We start from the raw sequence: 18,250 nt of genomic DNA, 5'->3' as shown, positions 1-18,250 counted from the left end.
CACCCCGCATTCAGCCCGGCCGCATTCCTCCGCCACTGGTGCATCCAGGAACGCGTCAAGCCTGCTCTTCGCGTTTCCCGCTGTGACGCGCAGTGCAGAGACTGGAGGCCAGCATCGCGCGGGGCGGAGAGCGGGGTATGTTCCATCACGGATGTACTCCCCGGTTCCCGCACTCGTCGCCCCCAGCCTCTCCAGCGCGCCCGGCCCTGCGTTGGAGTCGGCCCCGGCTCCCATCGGAGCGGAGCCCGCGCGGGCGCTCGCGGCGGAGCCGGGCACCGGCGTCGGCCTCTTCACCACGGGACGACCTCGTGCAGAGCTTCCAGGACATCGCCCGCAACCTCGGCCTCACGCCCGTGCCCTGAGGGCACGCGCCACGCCCCACCCTATGTTCACCCCTTGAAGGCACCACCCGGTCCCCCGCGAAATCGAAGACGCATGGCCCCCAACCCCGCCAAGAAGCGCCAGCGCCCACAGGCCGGGCCTCCCTCCGAGGCGCCCGCCGTGCCGCTGCACGCACTCCTGGAGGGCCTGCCGGACGCCTTCTTCATGGTCGACGCGGACTGGCGCTTCACCTGCGTCAGCCCACGCATGATGGAGCTGCTGGCCGGCTGCGGCGGGCCCGGGGCGGACCTGCGCCGCGCCTGCCCGGACCTGCTGGACCTGCGCCGCCACCTGCGCTTCGAGAAGCCCGCCACCGAGCAGCCCACCGTGCGCTTCGAGCACGGCTGGCCGGACCGGGATTTGTGCTTCGACGTCCGCGTGCGCACCGTGGAGGGCGGCTTGCTGGTGCACTGCCGCGACATCACCGGTGAGCGCCGCGCCCGGGAGGAGCTGCGCCGCACCAGCGAGGTGTTCCGCTCCATCCTCGAGGGGACGACGGACGCCGTCTACACCAAGGACCTGGAGGGCCGGTACCGGATGATGAACCCCGCGGGCGCCAGGGCCCTGGGGTTCAAGGTGGAGGACGTCGTCGGCCACACGGACGCCGAGCTCTTCCCGCCCGAGGTAGCGCGCGCCAACGCCGCCAATGACCGGGAGATTCTCGCCTTCGGGCGCACCGTCACCTACGAGGACGCGCAGCCGGGGGCCGAGGGCCCGCGCGTCTGGCTGTCCACCAAGGGCGTGCTGCGGGACGCCGAAGGCAAGGTGTTCGGCCTGTTCGGCATCAGCCGCGACATCACCCAGCGCAAGTGGGCGGAGGAGGAGGCGCGCGGGCACGCGGAGTTCCAGGAACAGCTCATGGGCATCGTCAGCCATGACATCCGCAGCCCGCTGGGCGCCATCATGAACTGGTCCCGCGTGCTGGCCGAGAGCGGCACCGCGGAGCAGGCGCAGCAGACCAGCAAGCGCATCGCCACCGCGGCGGTGCGCATCGAGCGGCTCACCCGGCTGCTGCTGGACTTCACCCGCACGCGGCTGGTGGGCGGCGTGGCGATTGAGCCGCGCGGCATGGACCTGAAGGACCTGGCCGAGAAGGTGGCCCATGAGTTCCGCGTGGCCTTCCCCCAGCGCACCGTCGAGGTGGAGCACAAGGGCAACACCCAGGGCACGTGGGACCCGGACCGGCTGGCGCAGGTGACGTCCAACCTGGTGGAGAACGCGCTCAAGTACAGCCCGGCGGAGACACCGGTGCGGCTGGCCGTGCGCGGGCTGCGCAGCAAGGTGGTGATGGAGGTGCGCAACGCCGGCCGGCCCATCCCCGACCAGTTGCTGCCCCACCTCTTCGAGCCCTTCCGGCGAGGCCCGCCGACGGCCCGCACGCTGAAGATGAGCTACGGGCTGGGTCTCTACATCGTCCGGGAAATCGTCCAGGCGCACGGGGGCACGATTGAAGTCTCCTCCGGCGAAGCGGAGGGCACCGCCTTCACGGTGACGCTGCCGCGCCGCTCCATGCCGACGAAGCAACCCGGGCCGCCGCAGCCGCCGCCGGGCACGCGCCCCTAGTCCAGGTAGCGGCGCAGCAGCGCCGTCAGCTCCTCGCCGTCGAAGGGCTTGGCGAGGTAGTCGTCACAGCCGCTGTCGAAGCCCTCCTGCACGCTGCGCGCCCCGGAGTGGGTGCTGCAGAGGATGATGGGCGTGCGGCGGGTGGGCTCTCGGCCGCGCAGCGCCCGGCACGTCTCGAAGCCATCCAGGTTCGGCATGACGACGTCCAGGAAGACCAGGTCCGGCCGCTCCGTCTCGGCCAGGGCCAGCGCCTCCAGCCCGTCCCGCGCGGTGACGGAGTCGTAGCCACGCTCCGCCAGCATCACCTGATGCAGTAGCAACACGGTGAGCGAGTCATCCACGAGCAGTACCTTCTTGCGTCGCATGGCGTCTCCCGAGCGTCAGAGCGAGGCCACGCCCTGGCAGAGCTGGCGCAGGTGCATGAGGCGCGGCGGCCCCATGCCGAGGAACTGCACGCCCATGCCGTAGGGGTACGCGAGGTGGCCGCGCGGCGCGTAGGGGTTGGCCCAGGCCACCACGCCGTGCGTCTCCAGCCGCTCGCGGGTGGTGGGCAGGCCGATGCGCAGCCGCACCGCCGTCCCCGGCCGCGCGGGCACCAGCGTGCGGATGACCAGCCCCCCGGGGCTCAGCGCGCTGGAGAATCCGGACGTCCACTCCGCCCCGCGCGCGCCGCTCTCGCCGAACTCCACCGGACAGCAGAAGGGCACCCGCTCCTCCGCGCGCAGCGACGACAAGTCCCGGCCCAGCAGCGCGTGGATGCGAGGCAGCAGCGCCGCCAGCGCCGGCGCCCGCGTCCCCACGCCCACGGTGACGGTGAGCGCCGGCACCCCCTCCAGCACCGGCCTCGCGCGCAGCGAGGACAGCAGCCGCAGCGCCGCCAGCGGCCCCTCGCCCGAGACGAGCACCAGGTGCGGCGCCACTCCCCATTCCAGGAGCCGCGCGGCCGCGCCGTCCACGCTGGCGCAATAAAGGAGGTGGTGGCCGCAGGACTCCAGCAGCGCGCCCAGCCCGCCCCACGCGCGCGGCCCGCTGGCGCCCGCCAGCAGGACCACCCGGGGGCTGTAGCGCGCCGCCAGGGGCACCCGGGTGGAGGCCGGCTCCCCGGTGAGCGCCGCCAGCCGCTCGCGCAACTCGGCGGTGCGCAGGGGCGCCAGCAGGCAGTCCTCCACGCCCTCGGACTCGCCCGCCTCCAGCACCTCCGCCGGCGTGTCCGAATCCGCCACCAGCACCACCGGCACCCCGGCGGTACCGTGCCGCGTCCTCAGCGCGCCCAGGCCGCCGCTCCTCGCGTCGTACACCAGGCGCCAGTGCACCAGCACCAGCGAGGGCTTCAGCCGGGCCAGCTCGGGGACGGCGGCCTCCAGCGAGGAGACCTGCGCGGACTCACACCGCAGCGAGCGCGCCACGCGAGACAGCGCCAGCCAGGGCTCGCTCGCGGCGCCCACCCAGAGCACCCTCGCCGGCGCGGCCACCCGCCCGGGCGAGGGCCGGACGGGTCCTGGAGCCGTCATCATCGCGGTGCCTCCGTGTCCTGAAGCCCCCCCCCCGACACGCCCGCCCATCCCTTCTCTGATTCCGAGATAGGAGAACCGGCCACATGTCGAATACTCCCCCTGGACAGTTTCCAGGGAGAGATGGGGAATACAGGACACTCGGGGGCCCGCGGGGCCCGCCCTTCAGACGCGGGCGACGTTGACGCCCGAGTCCACGGCCTGCAGCTCGTCGCCGAAGCTCACGTCCACCGCGCCGCCGGTGGGCGGCTCATACGGGGCGCGGCCCACCTGCTTCGTGCCGAGGCTGGGGAAGAAGGGCGCCAGCACGTACGAGCGGAAGCACCACGCGAAGAAGCTGACGGGCTTGAGGTCCGGGTGGATGGTGTCCTGAATCTTCGCGTGCGCCTCGGGCAGCAGGCTCCAGTGCAGGCCCGGCGTCTCGTGGTGCACGGTGTGCAGGCCGTTGTTGAAGAGGAAGAAGTTGATGAGGCGGCCGGTGAAGCTGCGGCTGTGGTCGTGCTCGCTCCAGGGGTCCGTGTGGACGTGCTGGATGTAGTTGAAGAACATGATGGTCCACAGCGAGAAGAAGGCCGGAATCAGGAAGGCGAAGACCCAGATGCGGGCGCCCGCGCTGATGCCGTGCAGCACCATGGCCAGGCCCAGCAGCGCCGCGTGGGTGCCGGCCCAGACGACGTACTGGAGGACAATCTGGCGGAACAGCGGGCGGTTGCGCTCGCGGGCCTTGTCGATGAAGGCCTTGGTCGGCTCCTGCTGCCAGTACGTGGAGATGAAGGGGAAGGTGAAGGCCACCAGGAAGTTGTGCTTCTTGGAGTAGCGCCACGTAATCGTCGCGTCCCCCGCCTTGTTCACGAACTTGTGGTGGTTGAGGTTGTGCGTGGGAATCCACACGAAGGTGGGGTAGCCGTAGAACAGCGACAGCCACATGCCCATCGCCTCGTTCAGCTTCCGGTTGCGGAAGGTGGGGCTGTGGTTGTGGTTGTGGGCGATGACTCCCGCCGACAGCGCGAGGTAGCAGGACAGCGGGCAGAGGTACGGGATGAGCTCTGGGGCCGCGTACATCGAGAGGGCCACCACGGGCATCGCCAGGCACCAAAGCAGGGTCCGGCGGTCAGCGGAGTATCGGAGCATTCACGGAGTGTGCCCCACGCCACCGTCCGCAACCAAAACATCCTTCAGACTTCAAGGAGGGGCCGCCTGGACTCCCACCATGTAGGTCCCGTTTTCCAGCTCTCCAAGCAATCAGCACGTCAGCGGACGTAGCGGCCCAGCAACGTCGCCAGGCCCTCCAGGTGAGCTGTTCGCGCTCGGCGGCGGACTGGCGCGAGACGAGCGCGGCGTGCGGTCCACCGGGCTTCCCCGGAAGCACCTTCCCGGCGGAGGAGCGGGCCGCCTGCTCCCGTCGCGGGGAGGCATTCCGCGCGCTCCACCGCCCCCCGGGTTGCGTCGTCTCCCGGCTGCTTTACGGTCCATTCAGAGGAGGGAATTTCCATGGCCGACATCACCCGTCGAGAGGGAGGAATCATTCCGCGCCGTGAGCGGGACCCGTTCTCCCAGATGCAGGAGCTGCTGAACTGGGACCCGTTCGAGGCGATGACGCAGTTGATGGGCGGAGTTCGAGGCGCGGGCCCCACCTTCGTACCCGCGTTCGAGGTGAAGGAGACCCAGGACGCCTTCGTCTTCAAGGCGGACCTGCCCGGAGTACAGGACAAGGACCTGGACATCTCGCTGACCGGCGACCGCCTGGTCGTCAGCGGCAAGCGTGAGTCCGAGAAGCGGGAGGAGAACGAGCGCTACTTCGCCTACGAGCGCAACTTCGGCAGCTTCAGCCGGGCCTTCACGCTGCCGGGAGGCGTGGACGCGGACCACATCTCCGCGGACCTGAAGGACGGCGTGCTCAACCTGGTGCTACCCAAGAAGCCGGAGGTGCAGCCCAAGCGCATCAAGGTGGGCGGCGGCGCCGTCACCGGCGGCGAGAAGCCGAAGGCGTAGGCCGCGCACACCCATGAGGCGCGGGCAGGAGTCCCAGGCCCGCGCCGGCCGTGCCGGGGGCGGCCCCGCGCGAGGTAGGCGGATGCGGAAGGTGGAGCCCTCGCCGGGGGTGCTGTGCACGGACACCTCGCCCCGTTGTGCCTCGACGATGCGGCGCGGGCGGTACAGCCCCAGGCCCCCGTAGTGGCGCACCGGCACCGCGCGCTCGAAGCGCTGGAAGAGGCCGTCCACCCGGCCCGGGGCAATGCCGATGCCGTAGTCCCTCACCATCATCAGCATCACCGTATCCGGCTCGGCCTCCAGCGCCACCTCCACCGGCATGGCGGAGCCGAACTTCATCGCGTTGGACAGCAGGTGCGCCATCACCTGGGACAGCCGCGCCGCGTCCCACCGCCCCGGAGTGGGCTCCGTGGGCGCATGGAGCTGGCAGCCCACGCGCGCCGCCGCCTCTTCCGAGCGCGACACCACGTCGCGCACCAACTGCACGAGCGCCGCGTCCACCCCCGGGGGCAACGCCGGCCGTACGCGCTCCACCAATGCTCCCAGTGATAGCGGGCGGGCCAGGACACCGGCCACTGGCAGCTCGAGCCGACGCAGCCCGTCCTGCTCGGCGGGGAAGGCCATGACCTGGAGCGCCGTGCCCCCCATCTCCAGGGCCCGCCGCAGCGCTTCCAACCCCGCCGCCCCGGCGGCCAGCAGGCCCGCGGCCACCACCAGCAGGCGCACGGGCTCCGCGTGAAGGAGGGTGATGGCGGCGGGGACGTCCGCCAGGGCCGTCACCCTCCACCCCTGACTCTCCAGCGCCAGGACCTGGAGTCCCCGCACCGGGCTGGGCTCTTCGACAAGCAGGAGGTGGGGCTTCATCACGGCGGGTTCGACGCGGAAGGACGGGCAGGAGGGCGAACGTCCGCCCTGGATGAAGAAAAGCCGAAGTCTGGGCAGCGGGGGGGCCGAGTCAAGCCGTCCCACCGGAAGTGTTCTCCGGTGCAAACCTCGTCCGGACGGGCCTCCAGGCCGGTGGAACCGGCCCTCCCGGCGCTGCCCAACGCATCTGCATGGCGGATGCAGCCAGTGACACAGAAGTAGCCCGGTCAACACGGACAGCGTGGATTCTCCCCCGCCGGGCGTCCGGGCGGCGGCAAACGCGTGGCCGCCGCCCCTCCCGCGGGGTCACTCGTCGGGAGATGGCGTGTGGCCTCCGAAAAAGCGGCCCTGATACATGGCAGTCCCCCGGGCACCACCACCCCAGGGGCGACCCCAGCGACCCGGGTGCCCGCCGACTCGGGCTCCACCCGCCTACGGTGGCAACACAGATTCTGGTGTAAGTCAGTTACATTCTTTCGCGAGCGCCCGTTCGTGGCCATGCGTTATTCGAAAGGACATCATGGGAGCCAAGAGACTTTCCGCGCAGCCGAAGCTCACCGAGTTCCAGGACCGCATCCGAGCGGCGGGCCTTCGGAGCACCGCTCCCCGGGTCGCCGTGCTGAGAGAACTGGAGAGCGCCTCCTCGCCGATGAGCCACGCCGACCTGGTGGATGCGCTCGGTGACGAGGGGTACGACCGGGTGACCATCTACCGCAACCTGACGGACCTCACCGAGGTCGGGCTGGTGATGCGCGCGGACCTGGGTGACCACGTGTGGCGCTTCGAGCTGAAGCGCTCGGGTGAGGAGCATGGCAGCAGCCACCCGCACTTCACCTGCACCGACTGCGGCACGGTGGCCTGCCTGCCGGAGGAGTCGGTCCGCATCGCCTCGTCCAAGGGCGTGCCCCGCGCGGTGACCCAGCGCGCCGTCGAGGTGCAGCTCCGCGGTCTGTGCGACCGCTGCGTGTGACGCAAGGCCCGGCCCGCCCGCTCCCGTCCCCCCGCGACAGGTGCCATCGCGTTGCGGCGCGGTGGACGCGGCGGGCCGGTTGAGCACGGTGAAGCGCCTTCCGCCACGCCGCCTGAGCCCTTCGCGCCCGCGCCTGCCTGCCCCCCAATCGGGAAGGCCCGCGCCGGGGGCGGGCAGGTTGGCGCGGGATGGGAGCCTCCCCACCCTTGCTCCCAGAAGTCAGTCATCTGACCGAAGGGAGAGGGAACATGAAGAAGCTCATCGCCACGCTGGCCCTGTGCGTTGGAACGGCCGCCTTCGCGCAGGAGGCGCAGCAGCAGAAGCCGCCTTCCGAGCAGCAGATACCCGGGCCCGAGACGAAGGAGGAGATGGACACCGGCATCGACGCCACCGAGGTGGGCCCCGGCATCGGCGGCGCCGCCAAGGACGTCGTCGGCGCCGATACGGAGGACCAGGGCACCTTCAAGATGGAGCACGCCATGAAGCTGCAAGGCACCCTGAAGGATGCCACCGCGGACGGCGTGAGCATCGCCCGGAAGGGCCTGCCCGACGCGGAACTGGACGTGCGTGACAAGACGGTGCTGAAGCTGGACGGCAAGAAGGTGGAGAAGACCGACCAGATTCCCGAGGGCGCCAGCGTCCGCGCCAGGTTCCAGATCGAAGGCGACGAAATCGTCGCGCTGGAGCTGAGCGCCACCAGCCCCAAGGGCACGAAGAAGCAGTAACCGGGCCCACGCGGTCATCACGGTGGGAAGCTTTCTTCCCACCCTGGGCTGCCCCCGAGGGCGAGAAGCCCGCCCGGCCCCGGTACGCCCCTTGCTGTGGAGCGGCACCAGGGAGGATTCGGTGATTCGACGACGGGTGGGCGCGTGTATCGGGGCGGTGGTGGTGGCGGCGTGGGCATGCGGGGGCTCGAACGGGGGCAACCCTCCCCCCACGACGGATGACGGCATCGTCGACCCTCCGGACAACCGGCCCCAGGTGGATGCGGGCGCGGACGCGGGCACGGATGCCGGAACGGACGCGGGCACGGACGCGGGGACCGATGCGGGCACGGACGGGGGCACGCAGGGGCCCACCGCGGGCCCGTGGCCCACGGACCCGGTGGTGAACTACTCCGCGACGTACGGCATCCGCCGGGTGAAGTCGGTGGGCGTGGATGCCGCGCACAACATCTGGGTGCTGGACGGGGCGAGCATCGGCGTGCTGCGCGCGGACACGAAGCAGCTCGTCTGGACGAGCAAGCCCGTGGGACAGGCGCGGCTGGGCTTCGGCACGGACAAGCTGGCCACCGGCTCCAGCGTCATCTGCGGTGGCAAGGCCGGCGAGGCCTACGTGGGCTACCTGGCGGAGGACCTGGGACCGGACCCGGAGTACCCCGACCTCCACACCAACTACATCGTCAGTCCCGGGGAGTGCCACTACCCCTACCAGGGCGCGCCCTCCTGCTACTCCTTCAGCCCGCGCCGGTTCGAGTACTACCTGCAGGGCGACGTGGACGTGGTGCGGCTCAACGCGGCCGGCAACGACGTGGAGCTGGGGGTGCACATCTCCCAGTCCGCGGGCAGCAGCCGCATCACCGGCGGCACGCCGCTCGGCATCCAGAACACCAACGACTACCACTACGACGAGGACCGCTCCGTCTTCTCCTGCGTCCGCGTCATGCGGGGCCCGTACGCGGGTGAAATCTACATCGGCACCAACCACGGCGTGACGCGCATCCGCGACTACACGTACAACAGCCACCGGCACCCGGCGTGGTGGATGGATGGCTCGCAGCGCGCGGGCTACACGTACGGCCTGGGCATCTCCCAGGACGGCCACCTGCTCATCGGGAACGACTGGAAGATTGGCATCATCCCGCCCAACGCGTCGCTGAAGTACTGGGACTCTGAAGACCGCAAGGCCGACATGCCCGCCGACGTGGAGCCGGCCATCTACGCGCTCAACGTCTTCGTGGACCCGGTCAACCCCGGGGACGACGAGAAGCGCTCCTCGGAGGCACCGAAGAACTTCTGGCGCGCCTTCCAGCAGACGAAGGACGGGCTCTACTACCTGGGCAGCCTCACCGAGGGGCTCTGGCGGATGAAGCTGAGGAAGGTCCAGGACACCCCGCTGAAGTACCGCGACGAGTCCTACGCGTACATCGACGGGCTGGGCACGAAGGAAATCCTCTCGCTGGCGGCCACCGACGACGGCTCGCTCTTCATCGGCACCGGGGACAACGGCCTGTGGCGCATGACGCCGGGCAAGGCGCTGGAGAGGGTCCAGGGCGTGAGCGGCTCGGAAGTCACGCAGCTCGTGTATGACGCGACGGTGAGCCCCTCCGCCCTGTACGTCCTCGTCGACGGGCGCCTGTTCGTGCTGCGCGGGTACTGAGGACCTGCTCTGGCTAACGCGAGGCCTGCGCCAGCCGCGCCGTTTGCGGCTGGGTGGGCAGCCGGAGGATGAAGGTGGAGCCCTGCCCCTGCGCGGAGCGCACGGTGATGCTGCCGCCCATGGCCTCGACGATTTGACGGGTGATGTAGAGCCCCAGGCCCAGCCCGCCGTAGTGGCGCTCGGAGACGGCGCGCTCGAACTTGCCAAAGAGGCGGGCCATGCCGTCCTCGGAGATGCCGATGCCGTGGTCCTTCACGGCCAGCACCGCCGTGCGGCCGTCGCCCACCAGCGAGACCTCCACCGGCCGGCCCGCGCCGTACTTGGCCGCGTTGGACAGGAGGTTGACGAGCACCTGCTCCACCCGCAGCGGGTCCCACGTGCCCATGAGCGGCCCGTCCACGTGGAGCGACAGCTCGCTGCCGGCGCGGTGGAACTCCTCGGAGAACGCCTCCGCCATCTGCCGCACCAGCAGGGCCAGGTCCATCTCGCGCGGCTCCAGGCTCAGCTTGCCCGCCGCCAGCCGCGACACGTCCAGCAGCGTGTTCACCAGGTTGCCCAGCCGGGAGAGCTGCCGCTCCAGCACCTGCGCGCGGGGCACCAGCTCCTCCGCCAGCGCGGGCTGCGAGGTGTTCACCTGCCGCTGGAGCAACTGGAGGTGCAGCCGCAGGCTGGTGAGGGGCGTGCGCAGCTCGTGGGCCGCCACGCTGAGGAACTCGTCGCGGGCGCGCACCGCCTCCTGCGTCTCGCGCAGCGCCTGCTCGCGCACGGCCCGCTCGCGCGCGGCGCCCGCGTCACGCTGCGCCTCCACGCGGCGGCGCTCCGTCATGTCCTCCACGTAGATGCACGCGGCGACCACCTGCCCGTCGCGGCGCACCGGGTGGTAGCTGGCGCGGTAGACGCGGCTGCGCTCCACCCCGCCGCCCTGCTCGCGGTGGATGATTTCCACGCCCTCCAGGGGCTCGCCCGTCTCCAGCACGCGGCGGACGCGGCGGATGACGTCGCGGCCGGAGGGGGCGGCGCCCAGCACCTCCTCCATGGGGCGTCCGAGGTGGGCCTCCCGCGGCACGCCGTTCATGGCGGCCATCGCCTCGCTCACCTCGACGAAGCGCAGCTCGGGGTCGATGATGGCCATGCCCAGCGGCACGGTGGACATGAGTTCCGCCAGCGCGACCGGGCGCGCCTCTTCGCGGGGCCTCTGCCGTCCCTCTCCTCCACCACCTGCTGGCGTTGTCACGTCCGGTCCCGTGTCCTGGGCCGACCCGAGCCGCGGGGTCATCGTTCCGCCGTGTGTACCAACCCGCCCCGCCGCCGTCACCGCAAGCCCCCCGAGCTTGTGTCCAATGTTGGAAGGATGCACGAGCCGGGCCCGGAATCTTCCCGGAATCATGGGCGTTTCTCCGTCACCCCTGACGCCGGCCGCATGGAGGGCAGGCGTGCGTGGAGCACCTGCTTCATCCCACCCCCACCGGCTCTCTAGAATGAGCCCGTTCATGCAGCTCCCGGCCCGGAGGAACCGAACCGAATGCTGAGACGTCTCGCCCGCCGCAACTCGCCCCACGCTTCGCCGGCTCCCCATGCACGGTGGGAGTCCCGTCACGGTGGACGCAACGAGCTGGTGGCCCGGAGTGGAGCGGACCCGTTCCGTCAGGAGCGCCGGCTGCGCTGGAGGGATCACTTCTCCCTCTCCGAGAACGTCCTCTTCCTGCCGCACATGCACGCCGAGCATGACGGCCTGCGCGTTGCCCAGCTCTCCGACGTGCACGTGGGGCAGGCGACCTCCTCCATCCGCATCCGCCGAGCGGTGGAGGCGGTGAACTCCGAGTCACCGGACCTGGTCTTCCTCACCGGCGACTACGTGACGCACAGCCCCAAGCCGCTGCCGCGCGTGCGCGAGCTGCTGTCGGGCCTGAAGGGCCCCGTCTTCGTGGTGCTGGGCAACCATGACCACTGGGTGGACGGGCCCTACCTGCGCGAGAGCTTCGAGCAGCTGGGCTACACGGTGCTGCAGAACGAGCACCGCGTGGTGCACGTGAAGGGCGCGCCCGTGACGGTGCTGGGCATCGACGACGGCCGCACCGGCCGGGACGACGTGGAGACGACGTTCCGCGGCGCGCCGGAGTCCGGCACGCGGCTGGTGCTGACACACGCGCCGCCGACGGTGGAGAAGCTGCCGGCGCACGCGGGGCTGGTGCAGTTCTCCGGCCACACGCACGGCGGCCAGTTCGTGGTGCGCGGCCTCACCGAGGCCATCTTCCGCCGCGTGGGCCAGCCGTACATCAGCGGCCACTACCACGTGAATGGCAACCAGCTCTACGTGAACCGGGGCCTGGGCTTCGGCTTCGGCGGCCCGTACCTGCGCCGCGGCAGCGAGCCCGAGGTGGCCTTCTTCACGCTGCGCCGCGAGACGGTGGTCGCCACCGCGAGCTGAAGCGCGCTCAATGCCGCAGCGGCATTCCGAGCCGCCCGCCGCCGAGCCCCTCCTCGCGCTTGCGTCTTCGCAGGCTGAAGGGCCCTGAGCCGAAGTAGACGATGAGCAGGGCCCCTCCCGCCATGGAGAGGTTCTTCATGAAGTGGATGAGCTCGTTCTGCGCCTTCACCGGGTCGGCGACGAGCCAGAACTTGTGCACCATGAAGGCCGCGGCGATGAGGAAGACGGCGATGGCCGCCGCCCCCAGGCGGGCAAGCACGCCCAGCAACACGCACAAGCCTCCCAGCACCAGCGCGGTGCCGGACAGCAGCACCGCCAGGCGTGGCTCCGGCACGCCCGAGGCCTGCGCGTAGCCCGTCAGCGCCTGGAGCTGGAAGAAGTGGTTCAGGCCGCTGGTGATGAAGATGGCCGAGAAGAGCAGCCGGCCAATCGGCGCGAGCACGCCCATGACTACCTCCCTGTTTCCTTCCGTCAAAAGGTGGCCATGGATTCCCGCGGGACAGCGGGCGCCCGCTCCCCCGTCCGCCCTTCGACGCTGCGACAACTCGCCGCAGGTCCGCCCGGCGCGCCCCACGTATCTTCCGCGCGCCGTGAGAGCCCCCTTCGCCGCCCCCCTCGTCCTCGCCATCGCGCTGCTGCTGGTGCCCGGCTCCAGCGCCCGGGCCTGCGCCACCTGCGCCTGCGGGGACCCGACGCTCACCTCCATGGGCACCGAGCAGCCGTTCTCCGGACGCCTGCGCCTGTCCTCCACGCTGCGCGCCTGGGGCCACACGGTGGGGACGGACAACGTGGACGCGGTGCGCCTGCGCGAGGCGCGCATGGACGTGGCCGCCGCGTACGCGCCGCTGCCGTGGCTCTTCCTCGCCGCCACCCTGCCCCTCCAGGCCCGCGAGGTGCGCAACGCCAGCCTCGCCCGCGAGCGCGGCTGGGGCTTGGGGGATTTGGAGGTCAGCGCCAAGGCCTTCGTCTACCAGGACAAGGACTTCTCCCCGGACCACCTCGTCAGCGTGCTGGCCGGTGTGAAGCTGCCCACCGCGAGGAAGCTGCGCGCCGGGGACGGGACGCTGCTGGACTTGGACACACAGCTCGGCAGCGGCTCGGTGGACCCGCTGGCGGGTGTGGCGTACCAGCACTTCCGTGGCGACTGGTCCTTCCTCGCCAGCGCCACCGGCTTCCTGCCCACGCGCGGCCTCCAGGGCTTCCGCGCCGGTGCCTCCGTCCGCACCACGCTCGCCGCGCAGTACCAGCCCGCGTCCCGCTGGGCCATCCGGATGGGACTCGACGGCAGGCTGGAGGCGGCGGCCGACATCCACGGCGAGGAGGAGCGGAATGGAGGCGGCTTCCTCGCCTACGCCTCGCCCGACGTGCTCTTCAGCCCGGCCATGGACCTCGTCCTCTCGGCGGGCGTGCGCGTGCCCTTCTTCAACCGGCTCCGCGGCCGCGTGGACCCCACTCCCATCGCGATGATGTCCGTCGCATACGACCTCTGAACCCTGAGCCCCGCCATGAAACACTCCCTCCTCCGTGCCGCCGCCCTCCTCTGCCTCACCGCCTGTGGAGGCGGTGAGCGCGCCGAGGGGATGACGCTCGAGCTCGGCCTCACCACCACCCGCGCCCGCTCCGCCGTGGGCGCGGAGGCGGCGCGCACGCTCGTCACCAACGAGGGCGCCCGGGCCTCCCTCTCCGGCGCGTTCGTCACGCTGGGCAGCGTGGAGCTGCTGCCGTGCGAGCAGAGCGGCTGGCTCCGCCTGCTGCGGGGGCTGTCCCCGGTGAGCACCGCGTGGGCGCACTCGACGTCCAGCCCGCTGCGGCTGGGCACGCCGCACGTCGTGGCGCTGCCCCAGGCGGATGGCACCGTGATGGAGCTGGGCGTGATGAGCCCACCCCCGGGCCGGTACTGCCGCGCGCGGCTCACCTTCGAGCCGGCCGACTCGGACGCGCGGGGACTCACCGCCGCCGCCGAGGGCGCGGAGGGCGTGGACATGGTGGGCCGCAGCCTGCACCTGCGCGGCACGCTGTCCCCGGACCTGGAGCCCCGGGAGTTCCGCGTGGAGTCCCGGAGCCGCGCGTCCGTGGACGTGGTGCTGGACGGGCTGACACTGTCGGAGGAGGCGCCCAGGGCGGCGCTCGTCTTCGCGCTCGCCTGGGACACGTGGCTGGACGGCATGGCGCCCCAGGAGTCGCCCGATGAGGTAGACCTGACAGGCAACGTGGCCCGCTCCGCCACGCTCCACGCCACACCATGACGCTCGCCCCGCCACCGTCCGAGTCCGCCTCGCGCGCCCGCATCAACCTGGAGTGGCTGCTGCGCCTGCGCTGGGGACTGCTGCTCGGCCAGGCGGTGGTCATCCTCGTGGCGGCGTACGGGCTGGAGCTGGCGCTGCCGGTGCCGGTGCTGATGGCGCTGCTGGGGCTGGAGGCTCTCACCAACCTGTCCGTGCGCACGTGGATGACGCGGGCGCGGCGGGTGACGGAGGGCACCATTGGTAAGCTGATGCTGTGGGACACGCTGGTGCTCACCGGCCTGCTGGCCCTCAGCGGAGGCACGCACAACCCCTTCACCACGCTGTACCTGGTGAATGTGGCGCTGGGCACGGTGCTGCTGCCGCCGCGGTGGACGTGGGGGCTGCTGGGCTTCACGCTGGCCGCCTTCGGCTCGCTGTTCGTGCTCCAGGACGTGGAGCTGCCGGCGGGGCTGTCCCGGCCGGACCACGCGGAGCTGATGCGGCTGCACCTGAACGGCATGTGGGTGGCGTTCGCGGTGGCCGCCGGCTTCATCGTCTACTTCGTCCAGCGCGTCACGCGGGCGCTCGGCGCGCGGGAGCAGGAGCTGGCCCAGGCGCGAGCACTGCATTCACGGCGGGAGAAGGTGGCGTCCTTGGCCACGCTGGCGGCGGGCGCGGCGCACGAGCTGTCCACGCCGCTGTCCACCATCGCCGTGGTGGCGAAGGAGGTGGAGCGCGCGCTGGCGGCCTCCGGCACCTCCGAGCCGGTGCGCGAGGACCTGCGCCTCATCCGCCAGCAGGTGGACCGCTGCCGCGACGTGCTGGTGCAGATGTCCGCGGACGCGGGGCAGACCACGGGAGAGCCCTTCCACGCGCTGCCCCTGGGCAGGCTGGTGGAGGACACGCTGGCGGAGCTGCCCGGCGCGGAGCGGGTGCGGGTGGAGGTGCCCGCCGAGCTGCGCGCGTGGCAGGTGCACGGCCCGCCGCGCGCGCTGGCGCGGGTGCTGCGAGGGCTGGTGAAGAACGCGCTCCAGGCCACGCCGGAGCCGAAGTCCGTGGAGCTGCGCGTACGGGCGGAAGCGGCGGGCGCGAGGCTGGAGGTGCGCGACGGCGGCGCGGGAATGCCGGCGGAGGTGCTGGCGCGCGCGGGAGAGCCCTTCTTCACCACCAAGGCCCCGGGAGAAGGCATGGGCCTGGGCCTCTTCCTGGCGCGCACGCTGGCGGAGCAGCTCGGCGGCTCGCTGGAGCTGCACTCGACACCCGGGCAGGGCACCACCGCGAGCCTCGCGCTCCCGGTGGGCGAGCCCCGGGCGGAGGTGGCGTCATGAGCACGATGAGCGTCGGCAACACACAACACCCGAGCCTCTTGCTGGTGGACGACGACGCCACGCTGCGAGAGCGGCTGGCGCGGGCCTTCCGCGAGCGAGGCTGGGACGTCACCACCGCCGGCAACTACGACGAGGCCCTGGCCGCCGCGCGCCGCGAGTCACCGGAGTACGCGGTGGTGGACCTGCGCATGCCGGGCCGCAGCGGCCTGGAGCTGGTGAGGGATTTGCTGGCGGTGGACGCCTCCACGCGCGTCGTCGTGCTCACCGGCTACGGCAGCATCGCGACCACGGTGGATGCCATCCGCCTGGGCGCGGTGAACTACCTGCCCAAGCCCGCGGACGTGGACGACCTGCTCGCGGCCTTCGCGCGCGCGTCGGGTGAGCCGTCCGTCGGAGTGCAGGAGAGCTTCGAGCCGCCGTCGCTCGCGCGCGCGGAGTGGGAGCACATCCACCGCGTGCTGGCCGACTCCGGAGGCAACATCTCCGAGGCCGCGCGCAAGCTCGGCATCCACCGGCGCTCCTTGCAGCGGAAGTTGCAGAAGTACCCGCCGTCCCGCTGAAGGGGCCACTTTCGAACCGGCCCGAAGCTGCCGCCTTGTCCCAGCGCGTCACTTCGCGTTAGGGGGGAGCCCATGTCGACCGCACTTCAAACCCGTCCCCGCAGTGACCTGGCCCACGGCCGCTTCGGCCAGACCCGCTACATGATTCGCCGCAAGTTCTTCAAGCTGTTCGGCGGCGCGTTCCACATCTACGACGAGGCGGGCAACGTCGCCTTCTATTCGAAGATGAAGGCCTTCAAGCTGAAGGAGGACCTGCGCATCTACAGCGGCGAGGACATGCGGGAGGAGCTGCTCACCATCAAGGCGCGCAGCATCCTGGACTTCGGCGCCACGTACGACGTCACCGACCCGGGCACGGGCGAGCGCGTGGGCGCGCTGCGCCGCAAGGCCCTGCGCTCCATCCTCCGCGACCAGTGGCTCATCCTGGACGCGAACGACCAGGAGGTGGGGACGATTGAAGAGGACAGCATGGTGATGGCCCTGGTGCGGCGCCTGCTCACCAACCTCATCCCGCAGACCTTCAGCGGCGCCGTCGGCGGCACGCCCGTCCTCACCTTCACCCAGCGCTTCAACCCGTTCATCCAGAAGATTGACCTGGACTTCTCCATGGACGCGGGCCGGAAGCTGGACCGGCGCCTGGGCATCGCCGCCGCGGTGCTCCTGTGCGCGATTGAAGGCCGCCAGTCCGGCGGGTAGTACCGCGGGGCTCCCGTGGGGGCTCACGCGAACGTGCGTGGGCCCCTGGAAGTCTCCAATTGCAACCAGGAGTCACTTTCCCGAGCGAAGACACACGGCGATTCGTATAGAGGGGTCCGCGTTTACCCACCCCCTAACGAGTGCCCGCGATGCCTGCAACCGTCACAGCTCCTCCTGGCGAAGCGCAACCTCACACCACGCGCCCCGCTGGCAGACGCAAGCGGTGGGTCATCGGCATCCTGCTGTTGCTCGGCGTCATCGTGCTGCTCGCCGGCGTCAAGGCGGCGCAGATTGGCGCGATGATTGACGCTGGCGCCGCCTTCGTCCCGCCCCCCGAGGCCGTCACCTCGGCCAGGGCGGAGGCCGCCGAGTGGCAGGCCACCCGGAGCGCGGTGGGCACGGTGCTCGCGGTCCGGGGCGTGACGCTGGGCGCCGAGCTGTCCGGCATCGTCCGTGAAATCGGCTTCGAGGACGGCGCGCGGGTGAAGAAGGGCCAGGTGCTCGTCCGGCTCGACACCTCCAGCGAGGAGGCCCAGCTGACGGGAGCCCTCGCGGACGCGGAGCTCGCCAGGCTCACCCGGGCCCGCGCCCAGACGCTCCACGCGCAGGGCGCCAACACCCAGTCGGAGCTCGAGTCCGCCCAGGCGCGGGCCATCCAGGCCGAGGCCGCGGTGGCCAACCTGCGCGCCGTCATCGCGAAGAAGGTCATCCGCGCGCCCTTCGATGGCCGCATCGGCATCCGGCAGGTGGAGCTGGGGCAGGTCGTCTCCCCGGGCGGCCCCATCGCCTCGCTCCAGTCCATGGACCCCGTCCACGTGGAGTTCCTCCTGCCGCAGCAGTCGCTGTCGGAGGTGAAGGCGGGGCAGAAGGTGCGCGTCCGCGTCGACGTCTTCCCCCAGGACACGTGGGAGGGTCAGCTCACGACCATCAACCCCGAGGTGGAGCTGTCCACGCGCAACGTGCGCATGCGCGCCACCGTGCCGAACCCGGACGGGCGCCTGGTGCCGGGCATGTTCGCCAACATCGACGTGCTCGCCGAGGGCACGAGCCAGGTGGTGGCCATCCCCGCCACCGCCGTGCTCTTCGCCCCGTACGGCGACTCGGTGTACGTCATCCAGGAGGCCAGGGACGCCGCCGGCAAGCCGGGCCTCGTGGCGCAGCAGCGCTTCGTGCGGCTGGGCGAGCGGCGGGGGGACTTCATCGCGGTGGCCTCGGGCCTGAAGCCGGGGGAGACGGTGGTCAGCAACGGCGCCTTCAAGCTGCGCAACGGCGCGGCCGTCATCGTCAACAACTCGCTGGCGCCGCGGGTCGAGTCCGCGCCCCAGCCCGTGGACCGGTAGAGCACCGGGAGAC

Annotated in this window: 18 protein-coding genes; 12 read left to right on the top strand and 6 right to left on the bottom strand. The window is 71.3% G+C overall.

Features of this window, described 5'->3' with window-relative positions:
* The first annotated feature begins 435 nt into the window (after positions 1-435).
* Positions 436-1,944: an ATP-binding protein gene (locus K8638_RS15560; protein ID WP_223755310.1), complete on the top strand. Its 1,509-nt coding sequence runs from the start codon at positions 436-438 to the stop codon at positions 1,942-1,944.
* Here K8638_RS15560 and K8638_RS15555 read toward each other — a convergent pair.
* From K8638_RS15555 to K8638_RS15545, 3 genes are all read right to left on the bottom strand, one after another.
* Complete coding sequence (locus tag K8638_RS15555) at positions 1,941-2,309, bottom strand: response regulator (RefSeq protein WP_223755309.1); 369 nt, start codon at positions 2,307-2,309, stop codon at positions 1,941-1,943. The two genes, K8638_RS15560 and K8638_RS15555, sit on opposite strands and share 4 nt — an antisense overlap.
* 15 nt (positions 2,310-2,324) lie before the next feature.
* Positions 2,325-3,458, bottom strand: a complete 1,134-nt coding sequence (locus K8638_RS15550) for a PilZ domain-containing protein (protein ID WP_223755308.1) — start codon at positions 3,456-3,458, stop codon at positions 2,325-2,327.
* Positions 3,459-3,620: 162 nt separating this feature from the next.
* Complete coding sequence (locus tag K8638_RS15545; protein WP_370643992.1) at positions 3,621-4,586, bottom strand: fatty acid desaturase; 966 nt, start codon at positions 4,584-4,586, stop codon at positions 3,621-3,623.
* Between the two features lie 360 nt (positions 4,587-4,946).
* Between K8638_RS15545 and K8638_RS15540 the strand changes: the two genes are divergently transcribed.
* Positions 4,947-5,447 (top strand): Hsp20/alpha crystallin family protein, encoded by a 501-nt coding sequence (locus tag K8638_RS15540; RefSeq protein WP_223755306.1) that lies wholly within the window; start codon positions 4,947-4,949, stop codon positions 5,445-5,447.
* Here the strand turns inward: K8638_RS15540 and K8638_RS15535 are convergent.
* A complete protein-coding gene (locus K8638_RS15535) occupies positions 5,364-6,311 on the bottom strand; it encodes a sensor histidine kinase KdpD (protein ID WP_223755305.1) in 948 nt (315 codons plus the stop codon). The two genes, K8638_RS15540 and K8638_RS15535, sit on opposite strands and share 84 nt — an antisense overlap.
* A gap of 520 nt (positions 6,312-6,831) precedes the next feature.
* On the opposite strand from K8638_RS15535, the gene K8638_RS15530 reads away from it, so the two are divergent.
* The 3 genes from K8638_RS15530 (at position 6,832) to K8638_RS15520 (ending at position 9,660) form a co-directional block, all read left to right on the top strand.
* On the top strand, positions 6,832-7,281 hold the full coding sequence (locus K8638_RS15530) for a Fur family transcriptional regulator (protein ID WP_223755304.1): 450 nt from the start codon (positions 6,832-6,834) through the stop codon (positions 7,279-7,281).
* 248 nt (positions 7,282-7,529) lie between these two features.
* Positions 7,530-8,006, top strand: a complete 477-nt coding sequence (locus tag K8638_RS15525; protein WP_223755303.1) for a hypothetical protein — start codon at positions 7,530-7,532, stop codon at positions 8,004-8,006.
* A 121-nt stretch (positions 8,007-8,127) separates the two neighbouring features.
* Positions 8,128-9,660, top strand: a complete 1,533-nt coding sequence (locus K8638_RS15520; protein WP_223755302.1) for a hypothetical protein — start codon at positions 8,128-8,130, stop codon at positions 9,658-9,660.
* A gap of 13 nt (positions 9,661-9,673) precedes the next feature.
* On the opposite strand, the gene K8638_RS15515 is transcribed toward K8638_RS15520, so the two are convergent.
* Positions 9,674-10,936 (bottom strand): PAS domain-containing sensor histidine kinase, encoded by a 1,263-nt coding sequence (locus K8638_RS15515; protein ID WP_305071167.1) that lies wholly within the window; start codon positions 10,934-10,936, stop codon positions 9,674-9,676.
* 246 nt (positions 10,937-11,182) lie between these two features.
* Between K8638_RS15515 and K8638_RS15510 the strand changes: the two genes are divergently transcribed.
* Positions 11,183-12,088 carry a metallophosphoesterase gene (locus tag K8638_RS15510; RefSeq protein ID WP_223755300.1) on the top strand — a complete coding sequence of 302 codons (906 nt, stop codon included), beginning with the start codon at positions 11,183-11,185 and terminating at the stop codon, positions 12,086-12,088.
* A gap of 7 nt (positions 12,089-12,095) precedes the next feature.
* Here the strand turns inward: K8638_RS15510 and K8638_RS15505 are convergent, their stop codons facing one another.
* Complete coding sequence (locus K8638_RS15505) at positions 12,096-12,536, bottom strand: DoxX family protein (RefSeq protein ID WP_223755299.1); 441 nt, start codon at positions 12,534-12,536, stop codon at positions 12,096-12,098.
* A gap of 142 nt (positions 12,537-12,678) precedes the next feature.
* On the opposite strand from K8638_RS15505, the gene K8638_RS15500 reads away from it, so the two are divergent.
* The 6 genes from K8638_RS15500 to K8638_RS15475 all read left to right on the top strand — a co-directional run bounded on the left by K8638_RS15500 (position 12,679) and on the right by K8638_RS15475 (position 18,237).
* Positions 12,679-13,578: a transporter gene (locus tag K8638_RS15500; RefSeq protein ID WP_223755298.1), complete on the top strand. Its 900-nt coding sequence runs from the start codon at positions 12,679-12,681 to the stop codon at positions 13,576-13,578.
* A 15-nt stretch (positions 13,579-13,593) separates the two neighbouring features.
* A complete protein-coding gene (locus K8638_RS15495; RefSeq protein ID WP_223755297.1) occupies positions 13,594-14,334 on the top strand; it encodes a hypothetical protein in 741 nt (246 codons plus the stop codon).
* Complete coding sequence (locus tag K8638_RS15490) at positions 14,331-15,641, top strand: ATP-binding protein (protein WP_223755296.1); 1,311 nt, start codon at positions 14,331-14,333, stop codon at positions 15,639-15,641. Before K8638_RS15495 ends, K8638_RS15490 begins: the two co-directional genes overlap by 4 nt.
* Positions 15,638-16,201, top strand: a complete 564-nt coding sequence (locus tag K8638_RS15485) for a response regulator transcription factor (protein WP_223755295.1) — start codon at positions 15,638-15,640, stop codon at positions 16,199-16,201. The genes K8638_RS15490 and K8638_RS15485 overlap by 4 nt, the downstream gene beginning before the upstream one ends.
* 72 nt (positions 16,202-16,273) lie before the next feature.
* Entirely contained in the window at positions 16,274-16,897 is a 624-nt protein-coding gene (locus K8638_RS15480; protein WP_223755294.1) for a hypothetical protein, read from the top strand.
* A gap of 149 nt (positions 16,898-17,046) precedes the next feature.
* A complete protein-coding gene (locus tag K8638_RS15475; protein ID WP_223755293.1) occupies positions 17,047-18,237 on the top strand; it encodes an efflux RND transporter periplasmic adaptor subunit in 1,191 nt (396 codons plus the stop codon).
* Positions 18,238-18,250 lie beyond the last annotated feature (13 nt).

Origin of the sequence: Myxococcus sp. RHSTA-1-4 (genome assembly GCF_020037125.1) — a bacterium.
Classification (GTDB): domain Bacteria; phylum Myxococcota; class Myxococcia; order Myxococcales; family Myxococcaceae; genus Myxococcus.
The sequence above is the reverse complement of the archived record's forward strand: the minus strand, read 5'-3'. Positions and strand labels throughout refer to the sequence as shown.